Annotated in this window: 11 protein-coding genes and 3 pseudogenes; 6 read left to right on the top strand and 8 right to left on the bottom strand. The window is 59.9% G+C overall.

Annotated features, from left to right (window positions below; translation table 11 throughout):
- The first annotated feature begins 722 nt into the window (after positions 1-722).
- Entirely contained in the window at positions 723-1,337 is a 615-nt protein-coding gene (locus IVB54_RS24335; RefSeq protein ID WP_018459944.1) for a transglutaminase-like cysteine peptidase, read from the top strand.
- Positions 1,338-1,740: 403 nt separating this feature from the next.
- On the opposite strand, the gene IVB54_RS24330 is transcribed toward IVB54_RS24335, so the two are convergent.
- Together IVB54_RS24330 and IVB54_RS24325 are read right to left on the bottom strand one after the other, a co-directional pair.
- Entirely contained in the window at positions 1,741-1,977 is a 237-nt protein-coding gene (locus tag IVB54_RS24330; RefSeq protein WP_018459943.1) for a hypothetical protein, read from the bottom strand.
- Positions 1,978-2,205: 228 nt separating this feature from the next.
- Positions 2,206-2,493: pseudogene (locus IVB54_RS24325) on the bottom strand (transposase); the annotation flags it as partial.
- A 54-nt stretch (positions 2,494-2,547) separates the two neighbouring features.
- On the opposite strand from IVB54_RS24325, the gene IVB54_RS24320 reads away from it, so the two are divergent.
- Both IVB54_RS24320 and IVB54_RS24315 read left to right on the top strand, forming a co-directional pair.
- Positions 2,548-3,567 (top strand): IS110 family transposase, encoded by a 1,020-nt coding sequence (locus IVB54_RS24320; RefSeq protein ID WP_247338542.1) that lies wholly within the window; start codon positions 2,548-2,550, stop codon positions 3,565-3,567.
- Between the two features lie 314 nt (positions 3,568-3,881).
- Positions 3,882-4,912, top strand: a pseudogene (locus IVB54_RS24315) (IS110 family transposase).
- A 286-nt stretch (positions 4,913-5,198) separates the two neighbouring features.
- Here IVB54_RS24315 and IVB54_RS24310 read toward each other — a convergent pair.
- The 5 genes and pseudogenes from IVB54_RS24310 to IVB54_RS24290 all read right to left on the bottom strand — a co-directional run.
- Positions 5,199-6,108: pseudogene (locus IVB54_RS24310) on the bottom strand (IS3 family transposase); the annotation flags it as partial.
- Positions 6,109-6,210: 102 nt separating this feature from the next.
- Positions 6,211-7,443 carry a hypothetical protein gene (locus tag IVB54_RS24305; RefSeq protein WP_247338537.1) on the bottom strand — a complete coding sequence of 411 codons (1,233 nt, stop codon included), beginning with the start codon at positions 7,441-7,443 and terminating at the stop codon, positions 6,211-6,213.
- A gap of 15 nt (positions 7,444-7,458) precedes the next feature.
- Positions 7,459-12,102 (bottom strand): DUF4082 domain-containing protein, encoded by a 4,644-nt coding sequence (locus IVB54_RS24300; RefSeq protein ID WP_247776475.1) that lies wholly within the window; start codon positions 12,100-12,102, stop codon positions 7,459-7,461.
- A gap of 419 nt (positions 12,103-12,521) precedes the next feature.
- Positions 12,522-12,764, bottom strand: coding sequence for an acyl carrier protein (locus IVB54_RS24295; RefSeq protein ID WP_018459426.1), 243 nt, complete (start codon positions 12,762-12,764; stop codon positions 12,522-12,524).
- Positions 12,751-14,433, bottom strand: coding sequence for an HAD-IIIC family phosphatase (locus IVB54_RS24290; protein ID WP_247776474.1), 1,683 nt, complete (start codon positions 14,431-14,433; stop codon positions 12,751-12,753). The genes IVB54_RS24295 and IVB54_RS24290 overlap by 14 nt, the downstream gene beginning before the upstream one ends.
- 328 nt (positions 14,434-14,761) lie before the next feature.
- On the opposite strand from IVB54_RS24290, the gene IVB54_RS24285 reads away from it, so the two are divergent.
- Both IVB54_RS24285 and IVB54_RS24280 read left to right on the top strand, forming a co-directional pair.
- Positions 14,762-15,385: a GNAT family protein gene (locus IVB54_RS24285; protein WP_157643101.1), complete on the top strand. Its 624-nt coding sequence runs from the start codon at positions 14,762-14,764 to the stop codon at positions 15,383-15,385.
- A gap of 95 nt (positions 15,386-15,480) precedes the next feature.
- Entirely contained in the window at positions 15,481-15,879 is a 399-nt protein-coding gene (locus IVB54_RS24280; RefSeq protein WP_039800752.1) for a VOC family protein, read from the top strand.
- Here IVB54_RS24280 and IVB54_RS24275 read toward each other — a convergent pair.
- A complete protein-coding gene (locus tag IVB54_RS24275; protein ID WP_018459422.1) occupies positions 15,869-16,861 on the bottom strand; it encodes a hypothetical protein in 993 nt (330 codons plus the stop codon). The genes IVB54_RS24280 and IVB54_RS24275 overlap by 11 nt on opposite strands.
- Before the next feature lie 463 nt (positions 16,862-17,324).
- On the opposite strand from IVB54_RS24275, the gene IVB54_RS24270 reads away from it, so the two are divergent.
- On the top strand, positions 17,325-17,546 hold the full coding sequence (locus tag IVB54_RS24270; RefSeq protein WP_026233805.1) for a hypothetical protein: 222 nt from the start codon (positions 17,325-17,327) through the stop codon (positions 17,544-17,546).
- Positions 17,547-17,592: the final 46 nt, after the last annotated feature.

The following is a 17,592-nucleotide window of genomic DNA, read 5'->3' as shown; positions in this document are numbered from 1 at the left end:
TCAAGGAACGCTGAGTCCTCGCGGAAGATAGCAGCGTTCGACTGCGCGCATTCGAGGCCGGCGCCCTATCCGTGGGCGCCGGCGTTGCGGCCAGCCTCTGAAGGCACGGCTGGGCGGCCGGACGCATCGGCAGCGGGCGGGCCCGGCCGACGAGTGCGCGTCACAAGCCGGATCGGAGTCTGCCGTCTGCTTTGCAGAGTCGACACCAGCGTTCTGAAGATGTCGGATCGCCGCAAGAGATTTAGTGGGGCGAACGTGGTGAGATCGACCCACCTCCTGATCAACCGCAGTAAATCGCGCTGCTTTCGACGGATCGACCGTGGCAGAAGCCTGGGCGAGACGGTTTGGGCTCGGTGAATAATTAAATCAACAGTTATAATTATATGGGCAGTTGAGTTCTTGCCCTGGCTCTGGATCGGCGAACCACGTCCGCGCCGCGCCGCGCTTGCCGCGCCCTTCCACCGAGAACAACCGGAGCCGCAAGGCTTCTCATCCCATTCATCCTTTGCATTCGTCCTTTCAGGCGCACCGCTGGCGTCACTGCAGCCCTTTGCAAACGATCTTCGGCGCCAAACTTAATTCGTTAATTTATTATTGCGGTTTTAATTAAATAGAATTATATTAAATATAATAACGCGGAATAAGCATTTTCGCGCGGTTGGCTGGCGGCCGCGCCGGCTGTGGAACCGACCTCAGTTTGGCGTGCGCAGAGGGATCGGCAGATGCAGCGAACCTCGGGCCCAGTCATCGCGGCAGCCATAGCTGTCATGATCGGAGGCGTTCAGTGGGCGCGTGCGGCATTGTTGACCGTGCCGACGGCGCCGCAAGCGGCTCTTGCGCACATCGAGTTGGGACGCCCGACGCTTCCGCCCCTCACTTACACGGTGTTTTGCCTGCGCTATGAGGCCGAATGTCGCCCGCGGCGCTCCTTCCGCGGCGGGCCGATCCGGTTGACGAAGGAACGGTGGGCGGAGCTGAAAGCAGTCAATCGCGCCGTGAACCGCGCCATTGCTCCGCAGCCTAATGAACTTGGCCTTGCAGGTGAGGAGTGGATCGTTAACCCCGATAGCGGTGATTGCAACGACTACGCAGTGAGCAAGCGTCATGAACTGCTGCAACGGGGCTGGCCCGCGCGGGCCCTGCTGTTGAGCGAGGTCGTCGTTAGTTCCGGAGAGCATCATTTGGTGCTTCTCGTGCGGACCAGGAGCGGCGATCTCGTCCTCGACAATCTCACGCCGCAGATCAAACCGTGGTCCAGGACGCCCTATCACTGGGTTCGCGTGCAGATACCCAACGATCATCGCCTGTGGGCGACGATTAGTCGGCCAAGTGCATGACTGGCTGATTTTGTGGAGGCCTGAGCGCTGTTCCAGAGATCAGCTGCCGCCGCGACCTGGCTGCCAGCGCTGGCCGGTCTTCCGGTCTTCATGAAACGAGAGCCGCGTTGGCTCGCTTGATCGGGCGAGCGCATCTTCAAGCTCTCGCGGAGCAGATAGATGAAGTGGCACCGCGTCGACACTCGTCCCGCAGACTGCCGGGGACTCCGATACTCAACGCGGTGGTCGAGCGATCCATCCGAAGGCGATGCCGGCAATCCGGACGACGGATGAGGAGCGCGATGTGTGGGTGCGCGTGTCTTGGGGTGATGCCAAGGTGCTGCGGCGGCCGTTCTCGGATGATGTACTCGTTATGCGCTGGGCGGATGAGGAAGATAAGCTGGCGCTTAGCGTCTTCTCCCCGTCAGCCGCGCTTCCTCTCAGAGGACGGTTTAAACTCGACGACCTGGTGCTGGGCGCTTGAATCCAAATGCTCTGTTTGTTTCAGGATCAGCTCAAGCTCGAGAGCTTCTATGGCGAGTTCATCCGCCAAGCGCTTGAAGCGCTCGTGCTTTTCTGCGTCCTTCGCCCGCTGACTCATAAGGGCAAAGTCTCTGGCGTCAGCTCGGAGCCTCTCCAATCGTGGCCTGAGATCCTTCATGTCGTCCCGGCTCAGATTCTAAACTCATCCTCGGCGCAAACAATAACCGTGCTTGCTCGGATCGCGCATGAGTCAACTCCGGAAATAGGATATTGGTTCTTTCTTAACCGCTAGTTTGCCGCTTATTCATCGTGCGATATCTAGTCACGGTCGCCTGCTGGACCAAATTCAGGAACCTGGACACTTCGGATGTTGCAGGGGTGAGGGGGGTGACCTGCCACCGAACTTTCATCCGGCCGCGGTTAGAGCATCGGGGTTTTGTACTCCAAGTGGCGCGGTTGGAGCAACGGACGATCGGCGGAGCTAGTCGGGGTTGCGTAGCCGATCGTCCGTTGCGGTGAGGTGGGCGGCATAAGCCGCGGGGATCATGTATTTCAGCGACGAGTGAGGCCGCTGAAGATTGTAGTCGGCAACCCAATTGGCGATCTTGGCGCGGGCGTCGTCGAGATCGAAGAAGAGAGTCTCGTTGAGCAGCTCGTCACGCATCCGGCCATTGATGGAGAAGACGGCCCCGCTCCCTCGGCGCCGGCGCTATGCTGGCGATGTCTGTACCTAACAGGAGCAATCATCATGGAAGCCGTGACAATTGGCTTGGATATCGCGAAGCACGTATTTCACGTTCATGCGGTTGACACTCAAGGTCAAGTGACCAGCCGCCAACGCCTCCGGCGCGGTGAGATCGTTTCCTTCTCCTCGCTGTCGCCCTGCCTGGTTGGGATAGAGGCTTGCGCCAGCGCCCATTACTGGGCGCGCGAGATTCAGCGGTTTGGACATGATGTGAGATTAATACCGCCAGCATATGTGAAGCCCTATGTGCGGCGGGGAGCAAAGAACGATGCCGCTGATGCGGCCGCAATCTGTGAAGCAGTTAGCCGGCCCAATATGAGGTTTGTTCCCATCAAAAGCGTCGAGAACCAAGGCTTCTTGATGCTTCATCGGGCAAGAGGCCTGCTGGTCCGCCAGAGAACCATGACCGCCTGCGCTATTCGAGCTCACTTTGCGGAGTTCGGAATTATCGTCGGACAGGGCCGGCAAAGGGTGGAGGGTCTAGTGGATTTGTTGGATGACGAGGAACTCGCGCTACCTGCCACTGCCCGTATGGCGCTGGCTGTTCTTGTGAACCAACTGAAGGAATTGGACCGGCAGGTCGACGCTATCGAGCGTGAGCTGGCTCAGATCCAGAGAGTAAATCCGATGGCGAGGTTGCTCTCCTCGATTCCCGGCATTGGGCCCATAACGGCCATGGCCCTCGCCGCGACGGTGCCGGACGCGACCATGTTCCGCTCCGGGCGAGAATTCGCGGCTTGGCTGGGCCTGACGCCTAAGCAGAAGTCCACCGGCGGGAAGGATCGGCTCGGCCGGATTACGAAACAGGGCGATTCCTATCTCAGGCACTTGCTTGTCATCGGGGCGCGTAACGTCGTTCGGTACCCAAAGGCACGCTCCCGGGTTGGAGGCGGCTGGATCGAAGCCCTGCTTGAACGGCGTCGGCCCATGGTCGTCGCCGTCGCCGTTGCCAACAAGTTGACCCGGATCGTCTGGGCGATGATGACGACCGGTGAGTTCTATCGGGCTAAGGCTGCTGGATGAACTGTCTAGCAGGCTGGCCACCTTAAGGTGTGAGGGCAAACGACAGCATGATGGAAACCGGCGGAGCTGGGGATCGAGAAAGCCCGAAGAGCTTTAAGCGCAACAAGCGCGACCCGTTGATGAGGCCTCGATCCGCGACCTCCATCAGGGCCAGCGGCCATGTTATCGGTCGCAATGACAGGCCGTATACATGAACGCAACCGACCGATCTCCAAAGCGCTGTCGAAATCTCTTGCACCCGCGGGGCCAATGGTATGGACCCCGCCCTTGCCGCGGTGGAATCTCGAGCGTCAACTGCAGCGAAGGAGGATGTTATGCAGGTCGTTCGGATAGGTCTAGATCTGGCGAAGTATGTCTTCGAAGTTCACGGCGTCGACAACCACGGGAAAGTCGTTGTGCGAAAGAGGTTACGTCGCGATGCGGTGGCCGGCTTTTTCGCCAATTTACCGGCCTGCCTGGTCGGCATGGAGGCTTCCAACGGGGCACACTATTGGGCTCGCGTGCTCACGGAGCTTGGCCATCAGGTCCGACTAATCAGCCCTCAGTTCGTGACACCATACGTCAAGTCGAACAAAAACGACCAGAACGATGCGGAAGCCATCTGCGAAGCGGTCGGTTGTCCGTCCATGCGCTTCGTGCCACCGAAATCAACCGATCAGCTGGCGGCACAGGCCGTCCACCGCATTCGCCGGCGCCTGGTCGCCGATCGAGTCAGGCTCGTCAATCAGATTCGCGGTCTTCTGTCCGAGCATGGGATTGTCATTGCCCGTGACATCGCGCAGCTGCGGCGTGGCCTCGCGGTCATCGTAGGAAACATCAATGACGGCCTCAGCGAGATGCTCCGAGCGCTCATGAGGGAACTGCAAGAGGAGTTGTCCGAGCTTGATACCCGCATTGCAGCCTATGACCGGCGGATAAGGGAAATCTTCCGTACGAGTGAGCAGTGCCAGCGGCTCGGCAAAATCGAAGGCGTCGGACCTGTGACAGCAACAGCCTTGGTCGCCGCCGTGGGCGATAGAAGCTGTTTCAAGAACGGCCGACAGTTCGCGGCTTGGCTTGGTCTGGTACCCAAGCAGCGATCCAGTGGAGGGCGGGCCCGCTTGTTCGGCATCAGCAAACGGGGCGATCGATACTCCGGACGCTGATGATTCACGGAGCTCGCGCCGCTTTAAGCCGTGCTAATGGCAAGCAGGATCCGCGAAGCCTCTGGCTCGGCAAGATGCGGCAACGGCGCCATCCCAATGTCGCGGCCGTGGCTCTTGCCAACAAGAACGCGCGGATCGTGTGGGCTATGCTCACAGGCGGCGCGGCTTATGAGCCGGCGCTTTCGGTGAAGGCGGCCTGAAGCGAAGCGGCAATCAAGGAAAGGAGGTCTCACCGGCAATTGCAACAAATGGCAGCAGATGGCGAAACGGTCACCCCGTCGCTTCCCGAACCTGATGTGTGGACCGGCACGGCTTGCGCCGATGTCTCGGGGCCGTTGAGGTGGAAGCGGGCGAAAACCATCGAGGCTCGCGGCGGAGACGTTGTCCAGCCGCATCAAGAAGCCGGATATACGTCAGCAGTTGTGGCCGTCGATCCTGATCAAGCCGGTCGTTGCAATCGGGCGGGGTCCATATACGTCTATACATGAAACTCTCGATGAAGGCGTTCTGCATCGGCTTTCCCGGTGCAATGAAGTGCCAGTCGATGGCTGCGTCCCTGCACCAGGCGAGCATGGCATTGCAGGTGAACTCGGTGCCGTGGTCGGACACGATCATTGCTGGCTTGCCGCGTCGTTCAACGACGGCCGTCAGTTCGCGAGCGACGCGTCGTCCTGAGATCGATTTATCCGGAATGGCGCCCAGACATTCCTTGGTGACGTCGTCGACGATGTTGAGGATGCGGAAGCGCCGACCGTTGGCGAATTGGTTGTGGACGAAATCCAGCGGCCAGCGCGCGTTGGGCATCGCCTCGACTAGGATCGGGGCACGGGTCCCCACGGCCTTGCGGCGAGCCCGCCGCTTGCGGACGGTGAGCCCTTCTTCCCGATAAAGCCGGTAGATCCCCGATGGCTCACCCTCCCGCCTCAGCAGCACGAACAGCCGGCGGTAGCCGAAACGCCGCCGCTCGTTGGCAAGGTCACGCAGCCGGCCACGGAGAGTCGCGTCCGGAGGACGGCTGGAGCGATAGCGGATCATCTTCCGATCCGCTCCGACAATCGAACAGGCCCGCCGCTCCGACAGGCTCATGACGGCCTGCAGATGCGCGACCGCAGCGCGCTTGGCGGCGGGCCCTACCATTTTTTTGAAAGAAGCTCGCGAAGGGCGGCGGCGTCGAGCATCTGCTCGGCTAGAAGCTTCTTCAGCTTCGCGTTCTCGTCCTCCAGCGCCCTCAGCCGCTTCGCCTCTGAAACGTCCATGCCGCCGAATTTGGCCTTCCAATTGTAGATCGTGCTTCCGAGACCCCGTGCTTGCGAGCCAGGTCGGCCGTCTTTGCCCCAGCCTCATGCTCCTTCAACACTGCGATAATCTGTTCTTCCGTGAACCTTGCTCGCTTCATCTGTCCGTCCTTCCTCGGGCCGGACTCTAACTCCATCTGGAGGAAATACGCAGGGGCAGGTCACGGAGTCCTCGGGAAATCTTGCGTTCTCTCAAAGAGCGGTCAGGGGCGCCGAATTGATTTTACAATAACAAGTTGACCATTTTGAATGACGCAGTCATTCACGTTCGTCCACTCATCGATGATAAAGTCGGTGATGAAAAACTTGCGCAAGGGGAACGGTCCGACAAAGCACACATTCTTCATTCGCAAGTGTGCGTTCATGTAACCATCGGCGTGAAGACGCAGACCAAACGGGCCCCCCTGGAACATGACGTTTTCCAGATCAATCAAATCGGGCTTCCAACTGTCGGCGACAAATATCCCGGCGGTTGCGGAGGTGTTGTGCGCGACAATGGAAGTATTGCGCAGAGTGATCGTTCCGTGATTGCCGGGACCATAGGCCTGAATCACATCGGCATGGTCATCGCCTTGTCCTGTCGCCTCAAGATAAGAATCCGCAATTACGATATTGCCTTTAATCGCTCGGATACATTCGCGCGATTGGATTCGGAGTCTTGTTAAGGTGCAGCTGCCCCAGCAGCCAACCGTGTTGTCGCCGACTTCGTAATAGATATAGCTTCGATCTGTGAGTGATCCACCATCCGGTACGCCATCATCCAAACGGCTGTGGGAGATAGCACTGGTAAAGCGCGGATCGTTAAAGGAAAGCGGCGGTCCACTCGAAGGCATGGATGACGGAGCCGGTGCAGGAGTAGGAGCGGGGGCTGCTGCGGGAGCCGGCGACGAGCTAGCTGGGGGAGGATTGGAATTGTCGTTACCGCGAGGACCATCTACGCCGTTATCGTGAACGATGCGCCATGGGATATAGCCGTTTGGGCTTGCCCGACCAGCGACGAGTTTATCGTAAACCCCGGCAGGTTGAGTGCCAAGTAGGGGGCCACCGAGTGAACCACTGGCTCGAACCCTCACCTGCCGCGAGGCCTCGACGCGATCGCCAAGGTTAAACCTCGGCGGTATGGATGAAGTTGAAAATCTAAATGATTTCTGCTCTTGAGCGGCGGCGGTCGGCGACATTGCTCCGATCCCCAAACTCAAAGAGATCGACGCGATAGACGTCAATATTTCTGCGACTCTCATCAGTCCCCCTAAACGGCCTCGATCTTCTGCAGCTTTTCGCCAACTGGAATTCGATAGAAAATCGCAGGGCTCACAATTGAGTTTAGAAAAACCACCATTGGCCGCATCAGGGTCAGCTTCCCGGACATCGATATCCATGCCATTCCACGCGGGAAGAACGATCGCGTCCCCGAACAGTCGCAGTTCGACGCTCACTATGGCCGGCGCCCGTCAGGACCCCACCGCGAGCCCCAGAGCGGAGGCGGCTGAGGGGTCCACCCAACGTCGGATCGTACCATCAAATATATCGGCCCCGTAGAGCCACCCGTCGGGGCCCTTCTGCAGGTCGACGATGCCTGGTGCGTTGTTGTCCACCAGCTGGACGCTGGCAACCTGCCGGCTTGCGTTCAAGGTCGCAGCGAAGATCGTTCCATTGTAGACATCGTCGAAGAACATGGTGTTCTGATTGTAGAAATCTCCCGCGGTTATCACGTGGGCACCGTCCGGAGCACCGTGGCTCTGAGTTAGGATGGGAAATACGGCAGGCGGGTCCGACGTATTGTTGCGGTTGCCATTGTTGTAGAAGCTGATCGCCTGGGGGAGTGTTTGGTAGCTGGCGGTCCTGTCTGGGCCCTCGAGATAGGGCCATCCGAAATTCGACCCGGCCGGACCAGTATTGATCTCTTCCCAGCTGTCCCAACCTACATCTCCGAGCACGGGCAGATTGGTGACCGGATCGAAGCTGAAGCGATAAGCGTTGCGGACGCCGTAGTAGAAGACTTTCGACTGATTGCTGTTTGGATCGCTAGCTTGATAAAATGGATTGCCGGCTGCTCCCTCACCTGTGGTCGGATCGATCCGCAACAGCTTGCCGGAGAGATTGTGGATGTCTTGGACCCGCACTGCGCGAGGGTCCGCGAAATTATACGACGTGCCGTCGCCGACGGTGAGGTAGAGATAGCCGTCAGGGCCAAAATGAACGGCACCGATGGTATGCGAGTCGCCGTCCGACGCCAGATAATCGCGGATGTTCTGATTCTGAATCCCTGCCGAGTTCGGATCGTTGTCCTGCGCTCCGGTCTCTATCTGGCTGGCGGGGGCCGTTATGGTGGTGCCGTTGACGATACCTGATGGAGGAATGCTGGGATCGCCGTTGCTGTCCAAGTCCGGACGGCTCGTATACGCCCAAGTGCTGTTCTTGCCGACCAGCACGAACTCGCTCGCCGGATCGGCGATCATGGTGGTAGGGTCGACAGTCACCCTCACCAGACGAGAAGGTCGGTTTCCGGCCTGATCGGGTCCCGCGAGGCCCGTCTGGCCCGCCGTCTCGGGCGGATCGTAGGTGTAGAGCAGGTAGACATAGGGGCTGCCTGCGAAGAAATTTGGGTTCACCGCGATGCCCAGCAGTCCGCGATCGCTGACGTCATTTACCTCGCTCGACAGGTTGATGAGCGGCGTAGATCGCAGGGTTCCGTTGTCCACCACGCGCACCACACCGTCCTTCTGCGCGACGAGCATATAGCGGCCGTCGGGAGTCCATTCGATCGCTGTTGGTTCGTTCAGCCCCGTCACGGCCGTCTGGCCCACCAAATTGCCGAGGTCGGGGTTGTCATTATCCAGGATCTTCACTGTCGTCGTCGCCTGTGCGCCGAGAGTGGCGCCCGTCGGGTTGCTCAAGGTGACCGTGAAGGTCTCGTCGCCCTCCGGTGTCGTATCATTGATGATCGGGACCGTGATGGTCTGGGTCACCTGGCCAGCGGCGAAGGTCACCGTGCCGGACGAGATCGTGTAGTCCAATCCCGAGACCGCGCTGCCGTTACTTGTTGTGAAGCCGACCGTAGCTGCTTGATTGGCGCTGCCGCTGCGCAGCAGCGTGATTGTCGCTGTCGCTGTGCTCTCGGCAACGCTCACGGCGGCGTCCGCCATTGCTATGGAGGCGGGTGAGTCGTCGTCGATGATGGAGACGAGCACAGTGCGCGGGGCTCCAAGGGAGCCGGAACCGGGATTCTGAAGCCCGACAGCGAACGTCTCGGTACCCTCGGTGAGCTGATCGTTCACAATTGGGATGGTGAAGCTCTTGGTGCTCTCCCCGGGTCCGAAGACGATCTGACCGGTGTTCGACCGACCATTGAACGTGGGCTGGGTGTAGTCCAGTCCCGCCGTAGCCGTGCCTCCGGTGCCGATTTCGTTCGTCGTGTACTCCACGGTCGTTTGAGACTGGAGGTCGCCAGAGCGTACAACAGTGATGGTGGCCGTGCCCGCCGCTTCACTGACATAGATTGTGGAACTGTTAAGTAGTGCGATGACGTTGGATTGGGCGAATACGACGTCGCGGAAGTAGTTTGCGTTCTGATAGACGTTGGTCGGGAAGACGCCGCCAGTGGGGTCGTAGGCGCCGGCGCCGACGGGAGCGTTCAGGCCACCATTGCTGATGCCGGACGCGAAGCCTTGGGTGGTGGAGACATAGTAGGTGTTGATGTTGACCGAGACCACGTAAGTCGTGCCGGCCGCGATGGTGAGCGGGGTGGCGAGCGCCTGCTGCTGCCAGCCCGATGCGCCTTCGTTGGTGAAGGTGACCCTCGCCAGCTCCTGGCCGGTGGCCGACCAGATGTGGCCCACATGGGTGCCGGTCTCGTTCGAGGCCTTGTAGTACCGGATCGCCTGGATCACGCCGGACGTGTCGCTGGTGAAGCGCATACCCAGCTCGTAATCCGCTCCTGGTCCATCGGTGTTGTTGGTCAGATCGGGTGCCTGGGTGGTGAACAGCGTGGTACCCGAGCTCGCAGCTGCAACCGTCGCGGTGGCCGCGCTCGTCACGTTCTCGCTGGTGCCGAGCTGGTCGGTGTAGGTGGTATTCACCCGGATCCGCTTGCCGACCAGGCTGCTGTCGAGAGTGAGGCTCGAGGTCGTGGCGGCGAGATTCGTCCAGGTGGTGCCGTCCGGGCTGCTCTGCCAGTGATAGGTGATGCTCGCTGGCACGCCATCAGGATCCGTGACGCTGGCCGTCAGCGTCTGATTCTGGCTCGCCGTGCCGTTGATTGTGACGGCGCCGACGTCGTTGACGTTGGCCACGGCCGTGGCGGTCGCGGTGCTCACTGGCGCCTCGCTGCTGCCCAGCAGGTCCGTGTAGCTGGCGGTGGCGCGTATGAAGCTGCCAACCTGGGCCTGCCCGAGGGTCAGCGTGCGCGCCGTCGCGCCACTGATGTTGGTCCACGTGCTGCCGTTCGCGCTCTGTTGCCACTGATAGGAGATGGTACCTGGCACTCCGTCCGTATCGCTCACCGTCGCGGTCAAAATCTGGTTCTGCGTCGGCGTCCCGCTGACGCTCACCGCACCGGGGTGATTGTTAGGATTTGACGAGCCCGCGGCGAATACGACGTCGCGGAAGTAGTTTGCGTTCTGATAGACGGCGGTCGGGAAAATGCCTTTTGTCAAGTCGTAGACGCCGGCACCCGCCGGGGCGTTCAGGCCACCATTGCTGATGCCCGAGGCGAAACCCTGAGGGGTGGAGACGTAGTAACTGTTGATATTGACCGAGACCACGTAGGTCGTACCGGCCGCGATGGTGAGCGGCGTGGCGAGCGCCTGCTGTTGCCAGCCCGATGCGCCTTCGTTGGTGAACGTGACCGTCGCCAGCTCCTGGCCCGTTGCCGACCAGATGTGGCCAATATGGGTGCCGGTCTCGTTCGAGGCCTTGTAGTACCGGATCGCCTGGATCACGCCGGAAGCGTCGCTGGTGAAGCGCATACCCAGCTCATAATCCGCCCCTATCCCGTCGGTGGCATTGGTGATGGACGGCGACTGAGTGGTGAACAGAGTGGTGGTGGCACTCGCAGCTGCAACCGTCGCGGTGGCCGCGCTCGTCACGTTCTCGCTGGTGCCGAGCTGGTCGGTGTAGGTGGTATTCACCCGGATCCGCTTGCCGACCAGGCTGCTGTCGAGAGTGAGGCTCGAGGTCGTGGCGGCGAGATTCGTCCAGGTGGTGCCGTCCGGGCTGCTCTGCCAGTGATAGGTGATGCTCGCTGGCACGCCATCAGGATCCGTGACGCTGGCCGTCAGCGTCTGATTCTGGCTCGCCGTGCCGTTGATTGTGACGGCGCCGACGTCGTTGACGTTGGCCACGGCCGTGGCGGTCGCGGTGCTCACTGGCGCCTCGCTGCTGCCCAGCAGGTCCGTGTAGCTGGCGGTGGCGCGTATGAAGCTGCCAACCTGGGCCTGCCCGAGGGTCAGCGTGCGCGCCGTCGCGCCACTGATGTTGGTCCACGTGCTGCCGTTCGCGCTCTGTTGCCACTGATAGGAGATGGTACCTGGCACTCCGTCCGTATCGCTCACCGTCGCGGTCAAAATCTGGTTCTGCGTCGGCGTCCCGCTGACGCTCACCGCACCGGGGTGATTGTTAGGATTTGACGAGCCCGCGGCGAATACGACGTCGCGGAAGTAGTTTGCGTTCTGATAGACGTTGGTCGGGAAGACGCCGCCAGTGGAGTCGTAGACGCCGGCGCCGGCCGCAGCGTTCAGGCCACCATTGCTGATGCCGGACGCGAAGCCTTGGGTGGTGGAGACGTAGTAACTGTTGATATTGACCGAGACCACGTAGGTCGTACCGGCCGCGATGGTGAGCGGCGTGGCGAGCGCCTGCTGTTGCCAGCCCGATGCGCCTTCGTTGGTGAACGTGACCGTCGCCAGCTCCTGGCCCGTTGCCGACCAGATGTGGCCGATATGGGTGCCGGTCTCGTTCGAGGCCTTGTAGTACCGGATCGCCTGGATCACGCCGGAAGCGTCGCTGGTGAAGCGCATCCCCAGCTCGTAATCAGCCCCTGGCCCATCCGTGTTGTTGGTCAGGACGGGGGCCTGAGTGGTGAACAAGCTTGCCATGTTGTTCTCCCGCGCAGTCGGTTCTACTCAGTAAGGAAAATTCAACGAATCAAATCAGGGAACGCGAAGTTAAATGAATTAAAAAGAATTTATATTTATTAATGACATATTTTAATACGCTTGTGAAGCAAGCGGCGTTTGCAAGGTGTCAATTTCTCTTGAGAAGGTGTGGTCCCAGTCAGCCTTCGGATCATGAACAGCTGCTGTCGGCTGCTCCCGTTGATGCAGCCCGCCCCAGGCGCGCTCGCTTCAGTGGAGGCGAATATCTCGGCGCAGGGGTTCCGCGCGCTTCCAGACGCACAATCGCCGGCGGCGGTTTTGCGGTGCGGTGCCGCGTCACGCCCATAAGCTGGGCGAGAGACACCAAAAACGGGTGGCGGGCCGCGCACTCGCGCGATCGTCCTCGCGATGTCGAGCTCCTATGGCTCTATCCGTTTCGCGATCAGATCGGCGAACTCACCCAGGTTCCGGGCCGTCTCGACTTCGCCAACGCGGAATCGCACGCGAAACTTCTGCTCGACGGCGATGACGAGCGAGATCTGCATGAGCGAGTCCCACTCCTCGACGTCGGCCGCCGACAGCTCGGGCTTGGCCACGATCTTCTCAAGGAAGATACCGTCGAATACCTCCTGCAACTTCGCCAGTACCTCAGCCTGCTTCATAAGCCCTCCGGGTTACGCGGATCTTTGTCGAACGCGTCTGATACTTCTCCGCCGCGAGCTCGAACTCTTTTCGGGCGGCGGAGTCTTCCGTACGCACGAAGCCAAACTCCTCGTAGATCCCGGCGACGATCCCGTTCTTGGCCGTCGGAAGATAAATGCCGCGCACTTTCGCGCAGCCGGCGACCTCTGCAAGCCGAAAAATCTCGTTCATGATCTCGTCCTCGACCTGGCGCTTAAGCACGCGGCAGCTCATGAGCCAGGTATCGAGAACAAAGACGCGGCCCTCGATCTTTGCAATGACCACAGAGATGAGCCCGGAATCGCCGAACCGATCCTCGAGCCGCATCGTGAAGCACCGGTAGTCCGGCCTTTTCAGGAGCCCCTGGATCTCGGTTTCGGATCGACGGACCGTCGTCAGGTTGAACTGGTTGCTGCGCGCGATCAGCTGGGCAATGCGGGGTAGGTCGAGCGGGTCGAACTCCTTGATCGTGCCTCGCATCTCGAGCGAGGCGAGGTAGGCTGGCATGTCGGTTACGCTCGCCGCGAGCTCCGTACGTCGCCGTTCCTGCCCGTATTGCGCCGTCCGCTCGAGATCCTCCTCGGTGACGTTCCGTGGCTCGAAATGGCGTCCGGCCTGGAGGCGGCCGATGAACTCGGCGGGATCCGGCCCTAGGAGCACGCCTTCGACCTGGGGCTGAAACTGGCGCACGATCTCGAGCTCCGCCGGGTTGTCGTCGGCAAAGACGAAGCTGTCCACGCCAACGCGGAGTTCATCCGCGATCCGCTGCAGGTTGTCGGACTTCGGGTCCCAATTGGCTTTGAAGGCCGCGAAGTGCTCCAGCCGGAGAACCATCTCGGGATGCTTCTCGAATACCTCGATCGCACGCGCATGGTCGTTCTTGCTGCACACCGCAAGCAGGACGCCGCGTTCGGAAAGCGCAAGGAGGTACTTCTGGAAAGCCTTGAAAGCTTCGCCGCGGGGAGACGAGTCCCCAAGTTCGATTCCCTCGATACCGTCCTCCGCGATCACGCCGCCCCATAGCGTCTGATCGAGATCGAGCGCCAGCACCTTCTTCGGGCCTTGCTTACGGCAGGCGATCAGATGGCTTAGCTCTTGCGCGACGTCCACCAGAAAATCAGGTGAGCCGAGCTGCTTCGATTCGTACCATGCTCGCGCATCCTCCGCAGCCGTGATCCCTCGGCGTGCCGAGAGGAACTCGACGTCACAGATTTGCACCTCAGCCGGGGCCCGGAGCCCGAGCTCAAGGTTCACCGCCTTGCGGAAACTCCAATCGGCCCCAAGCGTGCGCGAACGAAACGAGCCGAGATCGAGGTCGGCGGGCAGCGCAAGATTGGCGAGAATCACCGCCGCACCTGAGCGTTCGATGAAAGTCCGCGCGAGGTTGAGGAGCTGCTCCGCGGCGCCGACTGCAGCTTCGCGCTGATGTTTCACGGCATCGAGGAGCGAGCCCGAAAAGCGGCAATGGCTCGCGTTCGGCAGAATGAAGGCGAGATCCGGCTTGAAGGCGTACAGCGGACTCGAGCCGTCGAGGATTTCCGAGACGAAATTATCGTACTCGCCGAGGAAGCGTTCGCACTCGATTCCACGAATGGCCAGGAGGTGTTCAACCAGTTCGTGCAACGGATACAGGTTGTAGCCGCCGATCAAGGCGAGTCGGAGTCTTGGCTGACCACTTTCGGTCGCATGTAGCTTCGCCTTTTTTCGAAGCGTCGACAGAAAGAACAGTTCGGAAAAACTCGCGGCCTCCCGCGAGCGGGCGGCGAGATGCCCCCAGAACGCGGCATCGCCGGACAGCGCTAAGGACTTGAGTTCGGCATCATTTACATGCCGGACCGGCAAAACGGGGACAGCGGCGAGAATAGCGAGCCTCCACCCAGAAAAGAAGCATCGTTTGATTGTCAGTCACATTAAATAATGATAACGTTCGGGTCAATTAAATATATTTAAGCGCATTAAATTAAGGTGAAATAAATAGATGACGGCGCATATGGGATCAGAGCCGCCGAGCTCGGGCACGCTTGCCGCCAAGACTGAGAATCTAAAACGGCTTCCTGAGGGAAACAACCTGGTCCTTCGAGAGGTCCGGCTGGAGGACTCCGCGCAAATCATCGCTTGGCGGAACGATCCCGTTCTCGGCAAGTTCATGACCCGCGAAAAGCTGACCTTGACCCAGCAGGAAGAGTTTTTCCGAAGTTACCAGGCGAGGGCGGACGACTACTATTTCATTGCGGAGTTCAAGCGCTCGAGAAAACCGGCTGCCAGCATCGCCCTTGCGAACCTGGATTTCGCGGCGAAACGCGGCGAGGTGGCGCGGTTGATCGTCGATCCGGGTGCGCGCCTCTTTCTGGCCGAGATATTCGATCTGCTTTTAGTCTTCGCGTTCGCGCAGCTAGGGCTTTCGGTCGTCGTAGCCAACGTGCAAAGCAAGAACGGGCCTGCGAAGAACTTCCATATTCGCCTTGGCTTCCAAATCGAAAAGATTTCGCCGAAGGCTTGGTGGAACGGCGACGACGTGATTACGTTTTGGATGTCGCGCGAAGATTATCCGCGGTTGAAGCAGGCCTGGTCGGCGCTGCTCCTTGATGCGCGGGAAGGTTAACTGCCCCCAGCAACTGGCCAGAGCAACGGAAGCAGCGCATCGCGCTTCCGGACGCACCCGTCTCCTTGCGCTAGCAAGGGAAGAAGGAATAGCAGATGGACTTGCATTTTCATCATTTGGGAATGGCGTGCCGAAAGATCGCGGCGGAGTTGCCGGAACTCGCGATAGCTGGCTACAGGCCTGAAGGACCGATATTCGAGGACCCGATCCAGCAAGTTCGGATCCAGTTCGTGTCAGGCGGCGGTCCGCGCCTGGAACTCATTGAGCCGGCCGGCGCACAATCGCCGGTGGAGGGTATCCTTAAGCGCGGCGGTAAATTCTATCATCTTGCTTACGAAGTGGGGCGGCTCGACGACGCGATCGCTTGCTTCAGGGAGCGGCAGTATCTTCCCGTATCGTCGCCTGCGCCCGCGGTCGCGTTCGACATGCGTCGCATAGTGTTTCTCGCCTCCGCGACGCGCACACTCATCGAGCTCATCGAGGCTAGGACCTAGTGTGAATTGGCGAAAGCTCGACGAGGGGCCGAGTAATGAGTTGCGCGAATCCGTCAGACGAAACGGTTCTACTGCGCCGAACCCACTCAGCAGCGCGGAGGCCGCCTGCCTGCAGTCTCACGATCGGTTCAGGGCCAATCTCCGACAGGAGAATGCCCATGTGCCCCAATGCCGGAGGCGCTGTTGGCCAAACGGCCAATCCATTTGCTGACAATACAGTTCGATCCATATCGCCCCAGAACTGCACGATAACGCCACCGGCGGGCGCGCAAGCAGCGAGGTGCGTTGCTTCCGGCGAACCGATACGAGGCTGAGCCGCCGGTCGCAGCGCGACGATGATTGCGTCCCACTCGTCGCGATACACAGCTTGGACGTTGTCAAAGGTGTCCACGCTCGCTCCAGAGCTCGTGAGACCGGCGCGGAGCGAGCCAACAAAGTCATTGTCACACAGCACACCAATGCGATTCCTGTACACGGGTAAACCGCAATCGTGGAGTTGCTTCACGCACAGTGGACCCAGAAACGAGAAGACATCGACTGACGGGTGGCGTTCGTTCACGCCGACAATCGGAATTCCGCGCCGTAAGCATGCTTCCATGTCGAGGTCCTTGGGGCGAAATTCCCAAGCCTCAAACATCAGGGCGATGACGGCCTCCCTTGGTAACTCATCAATGAGCGCCGCGGTAAGAGGCCGAAGATGGCCGCTGTTAGTTACAATATCCGTTTGATGGAGGATATCCGGGGTGATCTGCTCCAGGACGTCGATGCGATCGGCCACACCGACCGAATCTGCAAGCTCCAGAGTCTGTTGCCTTGCGTCAGCTGGTGTGCCGTGCCGCGTGGGTTTCGTGAAGGCATAGACGTGCCTGGCTCCGGCCATCGCTGCGAGGACGGCCGTCACGGCATACGCGCCGGTCGCAGCCTCGGTGAGGACCGTTAGTTCCGACAGGTCTAAGAGCGTTGCCGTTAGCGCTCGGCTCATCAAGGCTCCTAGACGCGGGAGTGAGAATCCTGGTCGCAAGGCCGTGTCGAAGCCAGGCCGCAATTGCCTGAATGTTGCTCCGGTCTCGGTTCCGGTCATGAATTGACTTTCGTTTTTACCACTTGGCAAGAGCGATGCTTTGTGCGCCGCCTATGTGGTCGAGCTGCCGTGAGCTCGTTGTGCGCCGAAAAGGTTTTATAAGCGAAAGTTGTTTGCGAGTTAATTGATGTATTTATGTTTATAATATTGCGAATTTAATGTCAATGACGGGCCGTGACCGCGCTCTGGCAGAGACGGCGCGGTAGTGCAACCTCAATGCTCGTAATGGACTGTGCGACCGGGTCGCCGTTGAGGGCTATGCTGTGACGGCGGGTCGTCATTTTAAATCGTTGAATTAACAAATTTAACCTGCCGCATGTCCATTCTGGCCTATTTTTATCTCAACGACGATTGGAGGACACTGATGACCCACCTGGATACCAACGGCGAAGATCGTCGTGAGTTCTTGAAGAGCTGCGGAAAATTTGCCGCCGTCACCCCTCCTGCCATGACGCTGTTGCTGTCCACCTCTCTGACTTCAACCGCCATGGCCAGTTCAGGCGGCCGTATTGTGCATGGCAATAATGGCTACGGCAACGGCGGCGGTGACGGCAGTCCTAACAATAAAGAGGATCGCGATCGCTAGATTTTGCGGTCCATGGACGGCCGCGCCGTTGCGGTGTGTCGGGGCC

This window comes from Bradyrhizobium sp. CW1 (genome assembly GCF_023100665.1).
GTDB lineage: Bacteria > Pseudomonadota > Alphaproteobacteria > Rhizobiales > Xanthobacteraceae > Bradyrhizobium > Bradyrhizobium canariense_D.
The sequence above is the reverse complement of the archived record's forward strand: the minus strand, read 5'-3'. Positions and strand labels throughout refer to the sequence as shown.